The organism is Brachymonas denitrificans (assembly GCF_907163135.1).
GTDB lineage: Bacteria > Pseudomonadota > Gammaproteobacteria > Burkholderiales > Burkholderiaceae_C > Brachymonas > Brachymonas denitrificans_A.
This window is the reverse complement of record NZ_CAJQUA010000001.1, coordinates 2,183,024-2,198,666: the sequence shown is the minus strand read 5'-3', so window position 1 is coordinate 2,198,666 and position 15,643 is coordinate 2,183,024. Positions and strand designations below refer to the sequence as shown.

Annotated in this window: 15 protein-coding genes; 11 read left to right on the top strand and 4 right to left on the bottom strand. The window is 68.1% G+C overall.

The annotated features are described in order from the left end of the window. Nucleotides 1–273: 273 nt before the first annotated feature. A complete protein-coding gene (locus KKQ75_RS10270; RefSeq protein WP_213362052.1) occupies nucleotides 274–1,395 on the top strand; it encodes an alkene reductase in 1,122 nt (373 codons plus the stop codon). Nucleotides 1,396–1,464: 69 nt separating this feature from the next. After that, complete coding sequence (locus KKQ75_RS10265) at nucleotides 1,465–2,640, top strand: PQQ-dependent sugar dehydrogenase (RefSeq protein WP_213362050.1); 1,176 nt, start codon at nucleotides 1,465–1,467, stop codon at nucleotides 2,638–2,640. Nucleotides 2,641–2,692: 52 nt separating this feature from the next. On the opposite strand, the gene KKQ75_RS10260 is transcribed toward KKQ75_RS10265, so the two are convergent. Then, nucleotides 2,693–3,946: a cation:proton antiporter gene (locus tag KKQ75_RS10260; protein ID WP_213362049.1), complete on the bottom strand. Its 1,254-nt coding sequence runs from the start codon at nucleotides 3,944–3,946 to the stop codon at nucleotides 2,693–2,695. A 73-nt stretch (nucleotides 3,947–4,019) separates the two neighbouring features. Further along, nucleotides 4,020–4,913, bottom strand: a complete 894-nt coding sequence (trxA, locus tag KKQ75_RS10255) for a thioredoxin (protein WP_213362048.1) — start codon at nucleotides 4,911–4,913, stop codon at nucleotides 4,020–4,022. 191 nt (nucleotides 4,914–5,104) lie between these two features. On the opposite strand from trxA, the gene purE reads away from it, so the two are divergent. From purE to KKQ75_RS10240, 3 genes are all read left to right on the top strand, one after another. Continuing rightward, nucleotides 5,105–5,611, top strand: a complete 507-nt coding sequence (gene purE, locus KKQ75_RS10250; RefSeq protein ID WP_213362047.1) for a 5-(carboxyamino)imidazole ribonucleotide mutase — start codon at nucleotides 5,105–5,107, stop codon at nucleotides 5,609–5,611. After that, complete coding sequence (locus KKQ75_RS10245) at nucleotides 5,611–6,831, top strand: 5-(carboxyamino)imidazole ribonucleotide synthase (RefSeq protein ID WP_213362046.1); 1,221 nt, start codon at nucleotides 5,611–5,613, stop codon at nucleotides 6,829–6,831. Before purE ends, KKQ75_RS10245 begins: the two co-directional genes overlap by 1 nt. 123 nt (nucleotides 6,832–6,954) lie before the next feature. Then, on the top strand, nucleotides 6,955–7,998 hold the full coding sequence (locus KKQ75_RS10240; RefSeq protein ID WP_213362045.1) for an L-threonylcarbamoyladenylate synthase: 1,044 nt from the start codon (nucleotides 6,955–6,957) through the stop codon (nucleotides 7,996–7,998). A 109-nt stretch (nucleotides 7,999–8,107) separates the two neighbouring features. On the opposite strand, the gene KKQ75_RS10235 is transcribed toward KKQ75_RS10240, so the two are convergent. Next, the gene (locus tag KKQ75_RS10235; protein WP_213362044.1) at nucleotides 8,108–8,746 is read right to left on the bottom strand and encodes a MarC family protein; all 639 of its coding nucleotides are present in this window, start codon (nucleotides 8,744–8,746) and stop codon (nucleotides 8,108–8,110) included. 88 nt (nucleotides 8,747–8,834) lie between these two features. Continuing rightward, on the bottom strand, nucleotides 8,835–10,451 hold the full coding sequence (gene dacB / locus KKQ75_RS10230) for a D-alanyl-D-alanine carboxypeptidase/D-alanyl-D-alanine endopeptidase (RefSeq protein ID WP_213362042.1): 1,617 nt from the start codon (nucleotides 10,449–10,451) through the stop codon (nucleotides 8,835–8,837). A 203-nt stretch (nucleotides 10,452–10,654) separates the two neighbouring features. On the opposite strand from dacB, the gene tsaB reads away from it, so the two are divergent. The 6 genes from tsaB (at nucleotide 10,655) to KKQ75_RS10200 (ending at nucleotide 15,636) form a co-directional block, all read left to right on the top strand. After that, nucleotides 10,655–11,413, top strand: a complete 759-nt coding sequence (tsaB, locus tag KKQ75_RS10225; RefSeq protein ID WP_213362774.1) for a tRNA (adenosine(37)-N6)-threonylcarbamoyltransferase complex dimerization subunit type 1 TsaB — start codon at nucleotides 10,655–10,657, stop codon at nucleotides 11,411–11,413. Continuing rightward, nucleotides 11,410–11,955, top strand: coding sequence for a ribosomal protein S18-alanine N-acetyltransferase (gene rimI, locus KKQ75_RS10220; RefSeq protein WP_213362040.1), 546 nt, complete (start codon nucleotides 11,410–11,412; stop codon nucleotides 11,953–11,955). Before tsaB ends, rimI begins: the two co-directional genes overlap by 4 nt. Before the next feature lie 57 nt (nucleotides 11,956–12,012). Then, entirely contained in the window at nucleotides 12,013–12,999 is a 987-nt protein-coding gene (locus KKQ75_RS10215) for a uracil-DNA glycosylase (RefSeq protein ID WP_213362038.1), read from the top strand. Nucleotides 13,000–13,038: 39 nt separating this feature from the next. Next, a complete protein-coding gene (gene pyrF / locus KKQ75_RS10210; RefSeq protein ID WP_213362037.1) occupies nucleotides 13,039–13,896 on the top strand; it encodes an orotidine-5'-phosphate decarboxylase in 858 nt (285 codons plus the stop codon). 584 nt (nucleotides 13,897–14,480) lie between these two features. Then, complete coding sequence (locus KKQ75_RS10205; protein WP_213362772.1) at nucleotides 14,481–14,726, top strand: GlsB/YeaQ/YmgE family stress response membrane protein; 246 nt, start codon at nucleotides 14,481–14,483, stop codon at nucleotides 14,724–14,726. Nucleotides 14,727–14,961: 235 nt separating this feature from the next. Beyond that, a complete protein-coding gene (locus tag KKQ75_RS10200; protein ID WP_213362036.1) occupies nucleotides 14,962–15,636 on the top strand; it encodes a response regulator in 675 nt (224 codons plus the stop codon). Nucleotides 15,637–15,643 lie beyond the last annotated feature (7 nt).

The window sequence follows — 15,643 nt, the reverse complement described above, 5'->3', positions numbered from 1 at the left end:
GAGCGTAGATTCCATTAGGGTAGGTTTGTCAATCAACTGTTTTGAAGGAGACACCGTGTCCAAAACCCCAACTTCCGCCACCAAGCACCCCCCAACACCGCCCAGGTCGCCAATAACACCAACAAACAAGGCGACAAGCCCCCCACCCAGCTCAATCAGCCCCAGCGCACACCGGAAAGCCGGAATGACCGAGAATCCCTCCTAGGCGGCAACAACCAGTCGCAGTCGCGACGCGGTGCCTACTCCAGCAACCCCTGATCGATTCTCCACCCCATGCCCCAACTCTTCGACACCTACCCCCTAGCAGGCCGCACCCTCCCCAACCGCATCGTCATGGCCCCCATGACCCGCGCCCGCTCCCCCAGCCACGTCCCCGACGAGCTGCTCGCCACCTACTACAGCCAGCGCGCCAGCGCCGGCCTGATCGTGACCGAGGGTGTGCCGATATCGCCCGCAGCGCACGGCGTGCTGTATGTCCCCGGCCTCTACACCCCCGCGCAGATCGCCGGCTGGCGCACAGTCACCGAAGCCGTGCATGCCGAAGGCGGCACCATCTTTGCCCAGCTCTGGCACGTGGGCCGCGCCTCGCACGCCTCGCTGCAGCCCAATGGCCAGGCCCCGCTCAGCTCCACCAGCCAGGCCTCCGACAAGATCATGACCTTCGCCCTGGATGCCGAAGGCAAGCCCGGTTTCGTGCCCGCCACGCCCCCGCGCGCCATGACCACGGCCGAGGTGCAGCAGACCGTGCAGGACTTCGCCCAGGCCGCCGCCAACGCCATCGAAGCCGGCTTTGACGGCATCGAGATCCACAGTGCCAACGGCTATCTGCTGGAGCAGTTTCTCAACCCGCACGTCAACGACCGCACCGACCAGTACGGCGCCGACACGCAGGAGAACCGCTGCCGCTTCGTGCTCGAGGTGGTGGATGCCATCATCGAGCGCATTGGCGCGCAGCGCACCGGCATCCGCTTTTCGCCCTGGGGCAACTTCAACGACATGCCGCCCTACGACGAAACCGCCCAGACCTACCTCTATCTGGCCGGTGAATTGGCCAACCGCGAGGTGGCCTATGTGCACCTGATGGACCAGCACCTGGGTAAGGGCCGCGAGGATGCGCCGGGCATCAACCTGGATTTTCTGCAGCTCATGCGGGCCGCCTATCCGCGTGGCGCGCTGATCCTGGCCGGCAACATGACGCTGGAAACCGGCAACCGCCTGCTCGAAGCCGGCGTGCTCGATCTGGTCGGCTTTGGCCAGCCTTTCATCAGCAACCCCGATCTGGTGGCGCGTCTGCGCAATGGCTGGCCGCTGGCCCAGCCGGACCGCAAGACCTATTACGGCGGTGGCGCCGAAGGCTATACCGACTACCCCGTCTGGAATCCGGTCGCAGTCTGACGACTGCTGGCAACACGGGCGGGTGCGGGGTATGCTCTGCAGGAGTCTGCCAGACACGAGGAGATTGCCATGCCTCCCCCTTTCCGTCCTGATCGCCCCCGGGCCGTCCAGCTGCTTGCCGGTGCCGCCTTGCTGTCCGGAGCCAGCGTAGCGCAAGCGCAAACGCTCGCTGCCCCGGTGCCCGCGCCGCAGGCCGCCGTCGCCGAAACCGTTGCCACCGGCCTGGAGCACCCCTGGGCCGTGGCCTTCTTGCCCGAAGGTCGCTTCCTCGTCACCGAGCGCCCCGGCCGCATGCGCATCGTGCAGGCCGATGGCCGCATCAACCCGCCGCTGCAGGGCGTGCCGGAGGTGGCCGCCGGCGGCCAGGGCGGCATGCTCGACGTGATCACCGACAGCGATTACGCCCGCAACCGCACCATCTACTTCTGCTACGCCGAACCCGGCCCGGGCCGCAGCAACAGCACGGCGCTGGCACGCGCGAGGCTCTCCAATGACGGCCGCAGCCTGGAGCAGCTGCGCGTGCTGTTCAGCCAGAAACCCAAGTACGCCAGCAGCGCCCATTTCGGCTGCCGCATCGTCGAGCGCAAGGTGGGTGGCAAGCCCGATGGCACGCTGTTTCTCACGCTGGGGGACCGCTTCAGCCGGCGCGACGACGCCCAGACGCTGGACAACCACCACGGCAAGATCGTGCGCGTGGGCAAGGACGGCAGCATCCCCAAAGACAACCCCTTCGCCGGCAAGCCCGGCGCGCTGCCCGACATCTGGAGCTACGGCCACCGCAACGTGCAGGGCGCCACGCTGGCGCCCGATGGCAGGCTCTGGACGCACGAGCACGGCCCGCGCGGCGGCGACGAGATCAACCTGCCGCAACCCGGCCGCAACTACGGCTGGCCGGTCATCACCTACGGCAAGGAATACAGCGGCGCCACCATCGGCCGCGGCCTGCGCATACAGGTGGGCATGGAGCAGCCGCTGTACTACTGGGATCCGTCGATTGCCCCTTCAGGCATGGCTTTTGTCACCAGCGAGCGCTATCCGGGCTGGAAGGGCGACCTGATGGTGACAGCGCTCAAGTTCCAGTACCTGGCGCGCCTGCAGCTGAAGGATGGCAAGGTGGTGGCCGAGCACAAGCTGCTGCCCGACGTGGGCCAGCGCCTGCGCGACGTGCGCCAGGGGCCGGATGGCTGGCTCTATCTGGTGACCGACAGCAGCGAGGGCCGCCTGTTGCGCGTCAAGCCGCGCTGAGCCGGTCTGCAACGCCGGTGCGGGGGCAGGATGTTGGCCCGCCCCATGGCGATCAGTCCGCCGGCGGGCTGAAGGTGTGCACCCGCACCTCCGGCCCTTGCGGCGGCGGCACCGCATCGCCCAGCCGCAGGCCATAGGCCACCAGCGGTGGTCCCAGCGTTTCCAGGATCGCGACCGCCGCCAGCACAATGGCACTGACCTCGGTGGCGATATGCGGGGCCATCGCATTGGTGGTCTGCACCAGGCCGATGGCCAGCCCGGCCATGGGAATCAGCGTGAGGCTGATGGCGAAGGACTGGTTCCACGGATAGCCGAAATAGCGCGCCCCCGCCACCACGCCCACGCCCTTGCTCAGGCTCCGTACGGCCACCAGCGCCAGCGCAAACGGCGCATAGCGGATCACGTCGGTGATGTTGAGCTTGGCCCCGGCATAGACGAACAGCACGATGAAGAACAGGTCGGCCCCGCTGCCCAGGTCGGTATTGGCCAGGCGCGCGCGGCGCTGCAGGCCGCGGCAGGCGATGCCCAGCGTGAGGTTGGCAAACAGTGGCGATACGCCAAACGCCACTGACAGGCCCAGCACCAGCATCACCGCGCCCACGATCAGCGCAAAGCGGTAGTGCGCATCGTCGCTCTGCGTGAAACGGCCGATGCTGGTCACCAGCACCGCCACCAGCAGGCCCAGCACCATGGCGCCCAGCATCTGGTAGGCCGGCAGGCCGATGGCCACCAGCCAGCTGGTTTCGCTGTTCCACAGCGCCACCGGCATGGCCAGCGAATACAGCACGAAGGCGAACACGTTGTTGAGCGCCACCAGCGCCTTGGCCGCATCCACCACGAAGCCGCGCGCATGCAGTTCGTGCGCCACGTGGATCAGCACGGCGGGCGAGGAGGACACGGCAATCGCCGCCGCAATCACCGCGGCCAGCGGACTGGTGCCCAGCCACACCATCAGGCCGAATACGCTGGCGAAGGTGAGCAGGCTCTCGGCCAGGCTGGTGACGATCAGCTTGGGCGTGCGGATCACCATCCAGGGGTGCAGCGCCGTGCCCAATTTGAACAGGATCAGGCCCAGGGCCACATCGACCAGCACCTGCGTCTGGCCCAGCATGTCGTAGCTGAGCAGGCCCAGGCCGCTCGGGCCCATCAATGCCCCCACCGCCATGAAGCCGGTAATGGTGGGCAGCCAGCGCACGCGCTTGGCCAGCAGCCCGCCCAGCGTGCCGATCAGCAGCAACAGGCCGAACAGCGCGGCGGTGTGCAGCGGCGGCCAGCTGGCGGGCAGAAAGGGGATCACCGTATTCATCGGCGGTGCTTGCTGCGTGTTGCCCCGTGCGCGCCACCGGGCCGGCGCGCAGCAGCGGGGACGCTTCGTCCGCTCAGCTCAGCACCACGCTGCTCAGGCGGCGACGGTAGGTGGCGATGACGGGGTCCTCGGGTGGAATCTGGCCTTCGGCCACGGCCACCTTGGGCGGCTCCATGATGTCGAGGATGGCGATATAGGTCTTGCGTGCCTGCTCCTCGTTCCAGCTCTTGTCGCGCATCAGGATTTCGAGCAGTTCGTCCATGGCGTCCGTCCACTGCTGCTGTGCCATCAGCGCCTGAGCGCGGGCAAAGCGGGCGGCAAAGTCGCGCTTGTTGGCGGCGATGGCGGCGTCGAGCGCGGCCAGATCGACGTTGTCGCTGGCGTCGATGGCGTCCATCCAGCGCTGCAGGCTATCCAGGCGGCGCACGCCGGCGGCCTTGGCGATCACCGGGGCAAACGCCACCTTGGCATCGTCCGTGCGGCCGAGCTGCAGCAACAGTTTGACATAGTCGAAGCGGATGTCGTCATTGGCCGGGTCGGTGGCGACGGCATGCTGCAGCTTTTCCAGCGCGGTGTCGGTGTCGCCGGCTTCCAGCGCCTGCTGGGCCTCGTCTTCTTCCTGCGCGGCTTCCACCTGCTCGGGGCTGGGCAGGTTCTTGTCGAGGAAGGCGCGTACCTGGCCTTCGGGCAGGGCGCCCATGAAACCGTCCACCGGCTGGCCATTGACCATCAGCACGCAGGTGGGGATGCTGCGCACGCCGAACATGCCGGCAATCTGCTGCTCCTCGTCGGAGTTGATCTTGGCCAGGATGAAGCGGCCGGCGTATTCGGCTTCGAGCTTTTCCAGCACCGGGCCGAGCGACTTGCACGGGCCGCACCAGGGGGCCCAGAAGTCCACCAGCACCGGGGTGGTGGCAGAGGCCTGGAGTACGTCGATTTCGAAATTGGCTGCGGTGATGTCGATCATGTCGGTGTGGTGCGTATTCGGTGGAATGGTTGGCCGCTGGCGGGCCGAACCTTACAATACCAGCATTGCCGGCTCTCCATCCTTTGTTGGGCCGTAAGCAGATATTTCAAGGCGGGCGCTTCCGTGCGGGGCGCGCCGCCGGTTGCGCGTTGCCGCAACCCCTCACACATTCAAGGAAAAGGAACACGCTCATGGCAGAGGTGCAAGTCGGCGTCATCATGGGGTCGAATTCGGATTGGGACACCATGCAGCACGCGGTAGAGATCCTGCAGGGCTTTGGCGTGCGCTTCGAGGCGCGCGTGGTATCGGCCCACCGCATGCCCGACGACATGTTCGCCTACGCCGAAACCGCGGCCGAGCGCGGCCTGCAGGCCATCATCGCAGGTGCCGGCGGTGCTGCCCACCTGCCGGGCATGGTCGCCGCCAAGACGCCGGTGCCGGTGCTGGGCGTGCCGGTGGCCAGCCGCCACCTGCAGGGCGTTGATTCGCTGCACAGCATCGTGCAGATGCCCAAGGGCGTGCCGGTGGCCACTTTCGCCATTGGCGCGGCCGGTGCGGCCAACGCGGCGCTGTTTGCCGTGGCCCTGCTCTCCAACAACGACCCGGCCTTGCGCCAGAAGCTGATCGACTTCCGCGCCCGCCAGACCGAGGCCGCGCGCGGCATGACGCTGCCCGTGAACGAAGCGGGAGCGGCTTGATGCAGGAAGCGCCAACATCGGCAGCGCCGGCGCTGCACACCGTCCGCTCCGCTACGGATACCGACAGCCTGCATACCACGCTGGGCGTGCTCGGCGGCGGCCAGCTCGGCCGCATGCTGGTGCATGCCGCGCAGCGCATGGGCTATGCCACCGTGGTGCTCGATCCGGCGCCCGACAGCCCGGCCGGGCAGGCCAGCCACAATCAGATCGTGGCCGCCTACGATGACCAGGCCGGCTGGGACCAGCTGGCCGACGCCTGCGATGGCCTGACCACCGAATTCGAGAACGTGCCCGCTGCGGCGCTGGAGTATCTGGCCGCGCGCAAGCCGGTATCGCCGCCGGCGCAGGCCGTGGCCAAGGCGCAGGACCGCATCGAGGAAAAGCGCCATTTCACGGCCTGCGGCGTGCGCTGTGCGCCCTGGCTGGCGGTGCAGCAGGAATCCGACCTGCAAGCCGCCGCGGCGCTGCTGCCCGGCATCCTCAAGACGGCGCGTCTGGGCTATGACGGCAAGGGCCAGGCCGTGTGCCACACGGCCGACGAGCTGCGCCAGGCCTGGGACGGCATGGGCCGCGTCGCCTGCGTGCTGGAGCAGAAGCTGGCGCTGGCGCTGGAGTGTTCGGTGATCGTGGCGCGCGGAGCCGACGGCCAGATCGTCAATTTCCAGCCGCAGCGCAATGTGCACCATGGCGGCATTCTGGCCACCACCTACGCCTTTGCCGGCGCCGTGCCGGTCGCGCTGGCCGATGCGCTGGTCGAGGCCACGCGCCGCATCGCCGAAGGGCTGGAGTATGTGGGCGTGCTTTGCGTCGAATATTTCGTGCTGCAGGACGGCAGCTGGGTCGTGAACGAGATGGCGCCGCGCCCGCACAACAGCGGTCACTACACCATCGACGCCTGCGAGCACAGCCAGTTCGACCTGCAGGTGCGCACCACCATGAACCTGCCGCTGGTACAACCGCGCCACCACAGCCCCTCCATCATGCTCAACCTGCTGGGCGATGCCTGGTTCCGGCATGGCGAGCGCATCATCCCGCCGTGGGAGCAGATCCAGCAACTGCCGGGTGTGCAATTGCACCTCTACGGCAAGCAGGATGTGAAGCCGGGGCGCAAGATGGGGCATGTGACCATCACCGCAGCCACGGTGGACGAGTTGCAGGACAAGGCGGCGCAGGTGGCCCAACTGCTGCGCCTGCCGTTCGAGCGGCTTGCCGTGGCGTGAGAGTGCCTGCAGGGCGCTCATTGTGAGAAATTGAAGACCTCGCCCCTTGCCGGATGCGGGGGGCGTTTTCGACAGGTTTCTCCGCACGGAGGATGTGCGGAGATACGGATAAATGGAGTCAGGATGCTGCTGGATGCCACACTTTGGGCGACCGATGCCACGCGCGATGCCGCCATCGCCGAAGGTGCACGCCTGCTGGCAGCTGGCGAACTGCTGGGGCTGCCCACCGAAACCGTCTATGGCCTGGCCGCCCGCGCCGACCAGGACGCTGCGGTGGCGAAAATCTTCGCCGCCAAGGGCCGCCCGGCCGACCATCCGCTGATCGTGCATGTGCCGGATCGCGCCGGGGCCGAGCAGTTCGTGGCCGAGGGCTTTCTGCAGCAGATGCCGGACCATGCGGCGCGCCTGATGGATGCGTTCTGGCCCGGGCCGCTCACGGTGATCGTGCCGCGCCGCCCGGGCGTGGGCGCGGCTGCCGCAGGAGGCCAGGATTCGGTCGGCCTGCGCTGCCCCTCGCATCCGGTCGCGCTGGCCGTGCTGCGCGCCGCCGCCGCCCTGGGGGTGCCCGGCGTGGCAGCGCCGAGCGCCAACCCGTTTGGCCGTATCAGCCCGACCACGGCACAGCACGTGGCGCAGGAGTTTGGCGACAGTCTGACCGTGCTCGATGGCGGCGCCTGTCAGGTCGGCATCGAATCCACTATTGTGGACTGCACCCGCGGCCAGCCGGTGCTGCTGCGACCCGGCATGATCAGTATCGAGAAGATTGCCGAAGTTACGGGGATTTCGGTGCTGTTGCCGGCAGAAGTGACTGAAAAGAAGGCGGCGCCGCGCGCTTCGGGCACGCTGGAATCGCACTATGCACCGCGCGCCAGGGTGCGACTGATGACGGCCGAGGCTCTGCAGGCAGCGCTGGATGCGCTGACGCAGGCGAGCACGGCGCACCAGCCCCCGCCTGTCGCCGTCTGGAGCCGGACGCCCCTGCGCAGCGCCGCGTCTGCAGCCACCCTCCACGCCATGCCCACCGATCCCGAACAGGCCGCGAAGATGCTGTTCGCCCAACTACGTGCCTTCGATGACGCTGGCGCGCAGGAAATCTGGATCGAAAGCGTACCGACCAGCGCCGCCTGGGCCGGCGTGGCAGACCGCCTGCGCCGCGCGGCAGCCTGATTCGCGCCATATTCAGTTCGCCCTCGCCCGCTATTCAGCTCGCCCCCGGGCTATCCATGGGGCGCGTGTGAGCACAGTACGCAAGCAGCAAGGCAGCAGCTTGCCAGCTTCACCCGCCGAGCACCGGAAAAATCTTCTTCAGCCCCTCGCTCATCACCTCCACGCCCAGCGCGGCCAGGATCAGGCCCATCAGGCGCGTCATCACGTTGATGCCGGTCTGGCCCATGGCGCGGGCAATGCGCGGCGCGGCCATGAAGCTCACGTACACCGCCATGGCCACGATCACGGCATAGCCGATCAGCTGTGCCATCTGCACCCAGTTGGCCGTGCGTTCGGCAAAGATCACCATGGTCGACATGGTGGCCGGGCCGGTGAGCAGTGGAATGCCCAGCGGCACCACGCCGATGCTGGCCTGGCGCGCCGCGTAGGAGGTTTCGCTGGCGGTGGTGCGCGCCTCGGCCGGCTGTGCGTTCAGCATCTGCAGCGCGCTGATCAGCAGCAGCATGCCGCCGCCCACCTGGAAGCTGGCCAGGGAGATATTGAAGAATTCCAGGATCTGCATGCCCAGCAGCGCGCCCGTCGCCAGCACCGTCAGCACCGTGAGCGTGGCGGCGCGGATGGTGCGCATGCGCTGCTCGTCGCTGAAGCTTTGCGTGTAGTGGATGTAGAACGGCAGGATCGCCAGCGGATTGACCAGCGCCAGCAGCGTGATCAGGGGCTTGAGACTGAGCAGGGTGGGGAGAGTCATGGTGACGGCGGAGCAGGGCAGTGCGCAGTCTAGCAGCCCGTGCCGGATCGGGCAGGGACCGCTGCGTGAAATCCTCTCAAACGCCGGGTCAGGATTTGCTGCCGCTCGATGCCACCGGCTGCGTGATGATCCACTCCATCAGCGCCTGGAAGGCCGGCCGCGCCGACTGGGCATTGGCACCATTGGCCATCGCCACCATCACGTAACGCCGGCCCGTGTCGGACAGCACATAGCCGGCCAGCGCCGAGGCATCCTTGAGCGTGCCGGTCTTGAGATGGGCGTTGCCTTTGTACGCGGTGTGCGTGTGGCGCAAAGTGCCATCCACGCCGGCAATCGGCAGCGAGGCGACGAACTCCGGCATGCCCGGCGTGCGCCACACGCGCTGCAGCATGGCGCCAAGCGAAGAGGCACTCACGCGGCCATCGCGCGACAGGCCGGAACCATTCTGCACCGCCGGCAGCGGCGTATCGCCCAGGCGGTGCTGCCACCACTGGGTGAGCGCCTCGTTGGCACTGGCCAGACTGCCCACGCCCGAATGCTCCAGCCCCAGCGTCAGAAACACCTGCTGCGCCATCACGTTGTTGCTGAACTTGTTGATGTCGTGCACCACCTCGGCGACCGTGGGCGAGGCACTGTCGGCCACCGGGCGGCGCTTGCGCACCGCTTCGGGCACGGCGCCATCGCGGATGCTGCCCTGCAGCTCGCCACCAAGCGCCTTCCACATGCCGGCCACGGCGCGTGGTGCGAACTGTTCCGGAGCCGGGTGCGCCAGTGTCAGTTGCTGGATGCCGCAACTGGCGGGATAGGGATCGGCCGGCAGCACCAGATTGCGGTCCTTCAGCGTGTCCGCTGCGAGCTTGTTGAGCCAGGGGGCGCACTTCCCTTCGGCCAGCGGCAGGCTGGGCGGCAGCGTCACGCCTTCCAGCGGCGGCTCCAGGCCGACATGTGCCAGCTTCTGGCTCTCATCGGGCGTTATCTGCAGCGTAAATGCCTTGAAATTCACCAGCAGCGCGTCGGGGCGCGCATTGTACGGACGCAGCGGGTCGTTGTCGAAACTGCCGGGATCGACCGGCGGCACGTCGAAGGCGCTGCGGTCCAGCACGATGTCGCCGCCGATGCGGCGGATGCCGGCATGCTGCAGTTCGCGCATCAGCAGCCACAGCCGCTCCACCACCAGCTTGGGATCGCCGCGGCCCTGCACATAGACATTGCCGTTAAGCGTGCCATTCTGCAGCGTGCCGTCGGTCCAGATGCGGGTATGCCAGCGGTAGGACGGGCCGAGCAGGTCCAGCGCGGCGGCCGTGGTGATCAGCTTCATCACCGAGGCCGGATTCATCTGCTCGGCCGTGCGGTGGTTGACCAGCGGCGGGCCGCCATCGACCGGCACCACCAGCAGCGCCACGTGCTCGGGCGAGACCTTGGCCTTGTCCAGTTCCTGCTGCACGATGGGCGGAATGGTGGTGCTGGCGGCCTGGGTGGCCAGCGACGGCGTCGGGTCGCGCGGCTCTGCCAGCAGCGCCGATGCGGCGGCCACGGGGCTGGAGGCGGCGCTGTCGGCCGTCGATGTCAGGCCGGCGCCGGAGGCCACCTCCTCGGGCGTGCCGGATTTCTGGCAGGCCGTCAGGGTGGACAGGCTCAGCGCGAGCAGCAGGGCAGGCCAGCCGGCGCGGCGGGCAAACAGGGATGGGGGGAGAGGGGCGGGCATGGACGGTGGCAGGAAGGCAGGCGAGCAGTCTACTGCAGCGCGTCGCAGACACCCCTCGGGATTTGCATCCATCTGTGAACGGCTTGTGGAACAATGCTGCCATGTCTGCAAGCCAGCCCGAAATTTCACCTGATTCTTCCCTCGCCAGCATCCCTGCGCCGCATGCCGGTGCGCCTGCCGTCGCCTGGCGGCCGGATGCCGCCCTGCACCTGCTGGCCATGGATACCAGCACCAGTGAAATGTCGGTCGCGGCAGGGCGCTGGCCTGCGGGGGCTGCCGCACAGGGCGCTGCCCCGCAGCAGCGGGATTACACCGGCGCGGGCGCAGCGCAATCCTCCGCCACGCTGATCCCCACCGTCCAGCGCCTGCTGGACGAGGCCGGGCTGGGCCTGGCGCAGCTCGATGCCATCGTGTTCGGTGCGGGGCCGGGCTCGTTCACCGGCCTGCGCACCGCCTGTGCAGTGGCACAGGGGCTGGCCCTCGGCGCGGAGCGCCAGGTGCTGCCCATGGACACCTTGCTGGCCGTGGCCGAAGACTGGCGCAGCCGCCAGCCGGCATTGGAGCGCGGTACCCTCGTCTGGGCCCTGCTCGATGCGCGCATGGACGAGATCTACGTCGCCGGCTGGCGCTGGCAGCCGCGCGGCGGCATGCCGGCCTGGGAACTGGCGCAGCCGGCCGTGCTGGCACGCCCGGAAGACCTGCTGCAGGTGCCCGGCTTGACGCCGGATGCCGTCTGCGCCGGCAATGTGCAGCCCGTGTATGGCGAGCGCCTGCCGGTTACCGTGGCGGCCGCCATGCCCAGCGCCAGTGCCATGCTGCGGCTGGCGCCGGCTCTGTTGCAGGACGGCGCCGCCATCGATCCGGCCCTGGCATTGCCGCGCTACGTGCGCGACAAGGTGGCGCAGACCACGGAAGAGCGCGAGCAAGCCAAATTGCAGGCTGCGCAGGCCCGGCAGCCATGAAAGGCGCTCCCGTGCTGCCGGCCACGGGCGGCCCGCTGGCGCGCCTGCAGCCCGCCACCGTGCACGACGTGGACGCCATCATGGCGCTGGAGCAGGCCGCCTACCCCCTGCCCTGGACTCCGGGCAACTTCCGCGACATCCTGCTGGACCAGACCGGCCGCTACTGCATGCAGCTGCTGCAGTTGCAGCAGGCCGGCGGCCGCTGGGAGCTGGCGGGCTACTTCGTTGCCCTGCTCGGGGTGGAAGAGGCGCATCTGCTGAACGTGGCAGTGCATCCGCAATACCAGGGGCAGGGCTGGGCGCGTCTGCTGCTGGAACAGCTGCGGCTGTGGGCCATGAGCCAGGGCGCCGAGCAGATCTGGCTCGAAGTGCGCCTGAGCAATCCGCATGCGCGCCAGGTGTACGAGCGCTTCGGCTTCGTCCTGATGGGTCTGCGCAAGAACTACTACCCGGCTGTGGGCGGCGGGCGCGAGCATGCCGAGGTGATGTGCCTGCGGCTCAAGGATGCGGCCGGCAACTGGGCCGGTTCTTTGCGACAATAGCCCTTCCATGCCGATCCGGACCGATTCTTCCTGCCGCCTTGCCTGCGGCCTGCTGCCATGACGCTGCACCTCGATGCGCGCCGCCGCGCCATGCTGGCGGAGATGGGCGTGCGCGTCTGGTTGCCAGCGCCGAAGGAGGTGCCTGTTGTGGTGGATGCGGGGGCGCAGGCTGTGCAGGCAGCACAGGCAGAGCCGCTGGCGCCGATCCGCACTGCGCCAGCGCGTTTTGCGGGCGCCCGGGTGCCGGATGCCGCTGCCAGCACTGCCGCAGAAATTGCCGAGCAGCAGGCAGAGCGCGAGGCGCCGCCGGTGGTCCAGCCGATGGCAGCAGCCCCGCAGCCGCGTGGTACACCGCCCCAGCCGATGACTGCCTCGACGGAGCCGGAAGCGCTGCCCCGAGCGCCGCACCAGGACACCGCAGGCGCACCAGCCCTGTCCCTCACCCGCCTGAACTGGCCCGCCCTGCAACAGGCTGCGGCCAGCTGCACTGCGTGCACCCTGCACAGTGGCCGCCAGCACAGCGTGTGGGATGCCAGTGCCGCCAGCGAGCCCGACGGCCTGCCGCGCTGGCTGTTCGTGCTCGACCCTCCCGGCACCGCCGAAAACGCCACGGGCCAGCCGCTGCAGGGTGAGGCCGGCACGCTGCTGGTCAACATGGCCGCCGCCATCCGGCTGCAGCCGGCGCAGGTGCTGCGCAGCCACGCCACGCGCTGCGCGCCTTCCGGCCGGCCGGCCACATTGCCCGAAGTGGCGCAATGTGCCGCCTTCCTGCGCCGCGAAATCGCGCTGCTGCGCCCGCAGGTGGTGGTGGCCCTGGGCCGCAACGCCGCCTGGAGCCTGCTGCAGCGCACCGAACCGCTCGGCCAGCTGCGCGGGCAGTTGCACCACATCGCCGTGCCGGAGGCAGAAGCCGACCTGCAGCCGCTGCTGGCACCGGTCCCGGTCATCGTCAGCTACCCGCTGGACTACCTGCTGCGCAACCCGCCCGCCAAGGCGCGCGCCTGGGAAGACCTGTGTCTGGCTGCCTCGCATGTGGCGGCCTGAAAACCCCTCGCAACGGGCGCCAGCGCCTACAATTCGGGCATGACTTTCCTCGACATGCTTGGCGCGGCGGAACAGCGCAACCAGTCCCTGCTGTGCGTGGGGCTGGACCCCGATCCGAAACGTTTTCCCGGCGCCATGCAGGGCGATGCCGGCCGCATTTTCGATTTCTGCGCGGCCATCGTCGAGGCCACGGCGGATCTGGCACTGGCCTTCAAGCCGCAGATCGCCTACTTCGCCGCCCACCGTGCCGAGGACCAGCTCGAACGCCTGGTGCAGCACATGCGCCAGGTCGCGCCGCACGTGCCGGTGATCCTGGACAGCAAGCGCGGCGACATCGGCAGCACGGCCGAGCAGTACGCCATCGAGGCCTTCGAGCGCTACGGCTGCGATGCGGTCACGCTGTCGCCCTTCATGGGCTTCGATTCGGTCGAGCCCTATCTGCGCCGCCACGGCAAGGGGGCCTTCCTCTTGTGCCGCACCTCCAACCCCGGCGGCAACGACTTGCAGGCGCAGCCGCTGCGCGACGTGGAAGGCCAGCCGCTGGTGTACGAGCATATCGCCCGCCTGGCGCAAGGCCCATGGAACCTGAACGGCCAGCTCGGCCTGGTGGTGGGCGCCACCTACCCGCAGGAACTGGCCCGCGTGCGCGAACTGGCGCCGACCGTGCCGCTGCTGATCCCCGGCGTGGGAGCCCAGGGCGGCGACGCGGCTGCCACCGTGAGCTCCGGCTGGCGCGGCACGCGCACGGCGGACGGCAAGGTGCAGAGCAGCGGCTTTGCCATCGTCAACTCCTCGCGCGCCATCCTCTACGCATCTTCGGGCGACGATTTCGCTGCAGCCGCGCGCCAGGAAGCCGAGCACACCCGCACCACGCTGGCGGCTGCGCAGCAGGCATAAGGCGGACACAAGGGCGGCAAGCCCTGTTGCGGCCACCGGGAAAAACCGTTTTGCTGGCAGCACGGCAACCCGCCGCCGGCTCCCGCGAGGCGCGTAGGACGACGCCGACACGCCAATGCGGGAAAGTCCTATGCACACAGTCCTGCAGCAGGCATACAGTGAAGTCGTGCCCTGAATGCAAGGCCGTCAAGACGGACCAACGCATGCTTGGAAAGCCAGTCATGCCCTGCAATTGCAGCCACGACCAGCAAGGCCAACGGGGACGGAGGATCGAAGCACACCATCTTCTGAGGATAGGGACGCTGCTTCACAAGATCGGAAGTCCGGCCAAGATGCTGATCGATAACGGCTGATAGCTGCAGAAGCAAGACACAGGTTTCCGAATCATGCAAGTCGGTACCAGTTTTCTCCGCCGCATTCAGGGCATTCCCGTTTCTGCTTCCCGGTTCCGGCAAGGCGGCCGAAGAAATCGCTGCTGTCCTACAGGCGAGCCCCTGCTACTGCCCGATACTGTCTGCATGCCAATGTGCGGCCCGCGTGCCAGGCGCCCGGGCATGAAGACAGACCAACAACGGGAGAACATCATGGAACTGCTCTACTTCCTGCTTATCGGCCTGATCGCCGGCTGGCTGGCCGGGCTGCTCGTCAAGGGCGGCGGCTTCGGCATCGTGGGGGATATGGTGATGGGCGTGCTCGGCGCCTTCCTCGGCGGCTTCCTGTTCAACTCGCTCGGCCTGTCTGCCGGCGGCGGCATGCTCGGCTCCATCATCGTGGCCACCATCGGTGCCATCGTGCTGATCCTGCTGCTGCGCCTGATACGGCGCGCCTGAATCTGCGCCGCGCAGCCGCTGCACGGTGGCGGCTTGGCGGCCCCCAGGTCTCCAAGGTGGTTGCGAACATGGTCCAACCTCCGAATTGGCTCCGCTTGCGGAGCCTTTTTTGCGACCGACACCCCTGCAAGCCGCCTGCCTGCGCGCTTTCCCGGCCTGCGACGTCCTTGCGGGCAGCTTACAATGCCTGAATCAAGCACTGGCCCCGGAGATGGGCCACACGGGAGTGGAAGGCATGCGGATCCTGATTGCGGAAGATGACCATGTACTGGCCGACGGGCTGATGCGCAGCCTGCGTGCTGCCGGTGCAGCAGTCGATCATGTCAGTACCGGCAGCGAAGCCGAGGCCGCCCTGCTCACCAGCCAGGAGTTCGACCTGCTCATCCTCGATCTGGGCTTGCCGCGCCTACATGGTCTGGATGTGCTCAAGAACCTGCGCGCGCGCGGCTCCAACCTGCCGGTGCTGATCCTCACCGCCGCCGACAGCGTGGAAGAGCGCGTCAAGGGGCTGGACTACGGCGCCGACGACTACATGGCCAAGCCTTTCAGTCTGCAGGAACTCGAAGCGCGCGTGCGCGCCCTGGTGCGCCGCGGCATGGGCGCCGCCAGCACCGTGATCCGCCACGGCCCGCTCAGCTACGACCAGACCGGCCGCGTCGCCACCATCGACGGCAAGATGATCGACCTGTCGGCGCGCGAACTCGGCCTGCTCGAGGTGCTGCTGCAGCGCAGCGGCCGCCTGGTCAGCAAGGACCAGCTGGTCGAGCGCCTGTGCGAGTGGGGCGAAGAGGTGAGCAACAACGCCATCGAGGTCTATATCCACCGCCTGCGCAAGAAGATCGAAAAGGGTCCGATCCGCATCGCCACCGTGCGCGGCCTGGGCTACTGCCTCGAGAAAATCCCCGGCTGAGGAGGCC

Coding starts and splice junctions, on each gene's coding strand:
- pyrF (WP_213362037.1), top strand. CDS start 13,039: ATGACTTTCCTCGACATGCTTGGCGCGGCGGAACAGCGCAACCAGTCC.
- KKQ75_RS10265 (WP_213362050.1), top strand. CDS start 1,465: ATGCCTCCCCCTTTCCGTCCTGATCGCCCCCGGGCCGTCCAGCTGCTT.
- KKQ75_RS10205 (WP_213362772.1), top strand. CDS start 14,481: ATGGAACTGCTCTACTTCCTGCTTATCGGCCTGATCGCCGGCTGGCTG.
- KKQ75_RS10240 (WP_213362045.1), top strand. CDS start 6,955: ATGCTGCTGGATGCCACACTTTGGGCGACCGATGCCACGCGCGATGCC.
- KKQ75_RS10200 (WP_213362036.1), top strand. CDS start 14,962: ATGCGGATCCTGATTGCGGAAGATGACCATGTACTGGCCGACGGGCTG.
- purE (WP_213362047.1), top strand. CDS start 5,105: ATGGCAGAGGTGCAAGTCGGCGTCATCATGGGGTCGAATTCGGATTGG.
- KKQ75_RS10270 (WP_213362052.1), top strand. CDS start 274: ATGCCCCAACTCTTCGACACCTACCCCCTAGCAGGCCGCACCCTCCCC.
- KKQ75_RS10245 (WP_213362046.1), top strand. CDS start 5,611: ATGCAGGAAGCGCCAACATCGGCAGCGCCGGCGCTGCACACCGTCCGC.
- dacB (WP_213362042.1), bottom strand. CDS start 10,451: ATGCCCGCCCCTCTCCCCCCATCCCTGTTTGCCCGCCGCGCCGGCTGG.
- KKQ75_RS10260 (WP_213362049.1), bottom strand. CDS start 3,946: ATGAATACGGTGATCCCCTTTCTGCCCGCCAGCTGGCCGCCGCTGCAC.
- rimI (WP_213362040.1), top strand. CDS start 11,410: ATGAAAGGCGCTCCCGTGCTGCCGGCCACGGGCGGCCCGCTGGCGCGC.
- KKQ75_RS10215 (WP_213362038.1), top strand. CDS start 12,013: ATGACGCTGCACCTCGATGCGCGCCGCCGCGCCATGCTGGCGGAGATG.
- KKQ75_RS10235 (WP_213362044.1), bottom strand. CDS start 8,746: ATGACTCTCCCCACCCTGCTCAGTCTCAAGCCCCTGATCACGCTGCTG.
- trxA (WP_213362048.1), bottom strand. CDS start 4,913: ATGATCGACATCACCGCAGCCAATTTCGAAATCGACGTACTCCAGGCC.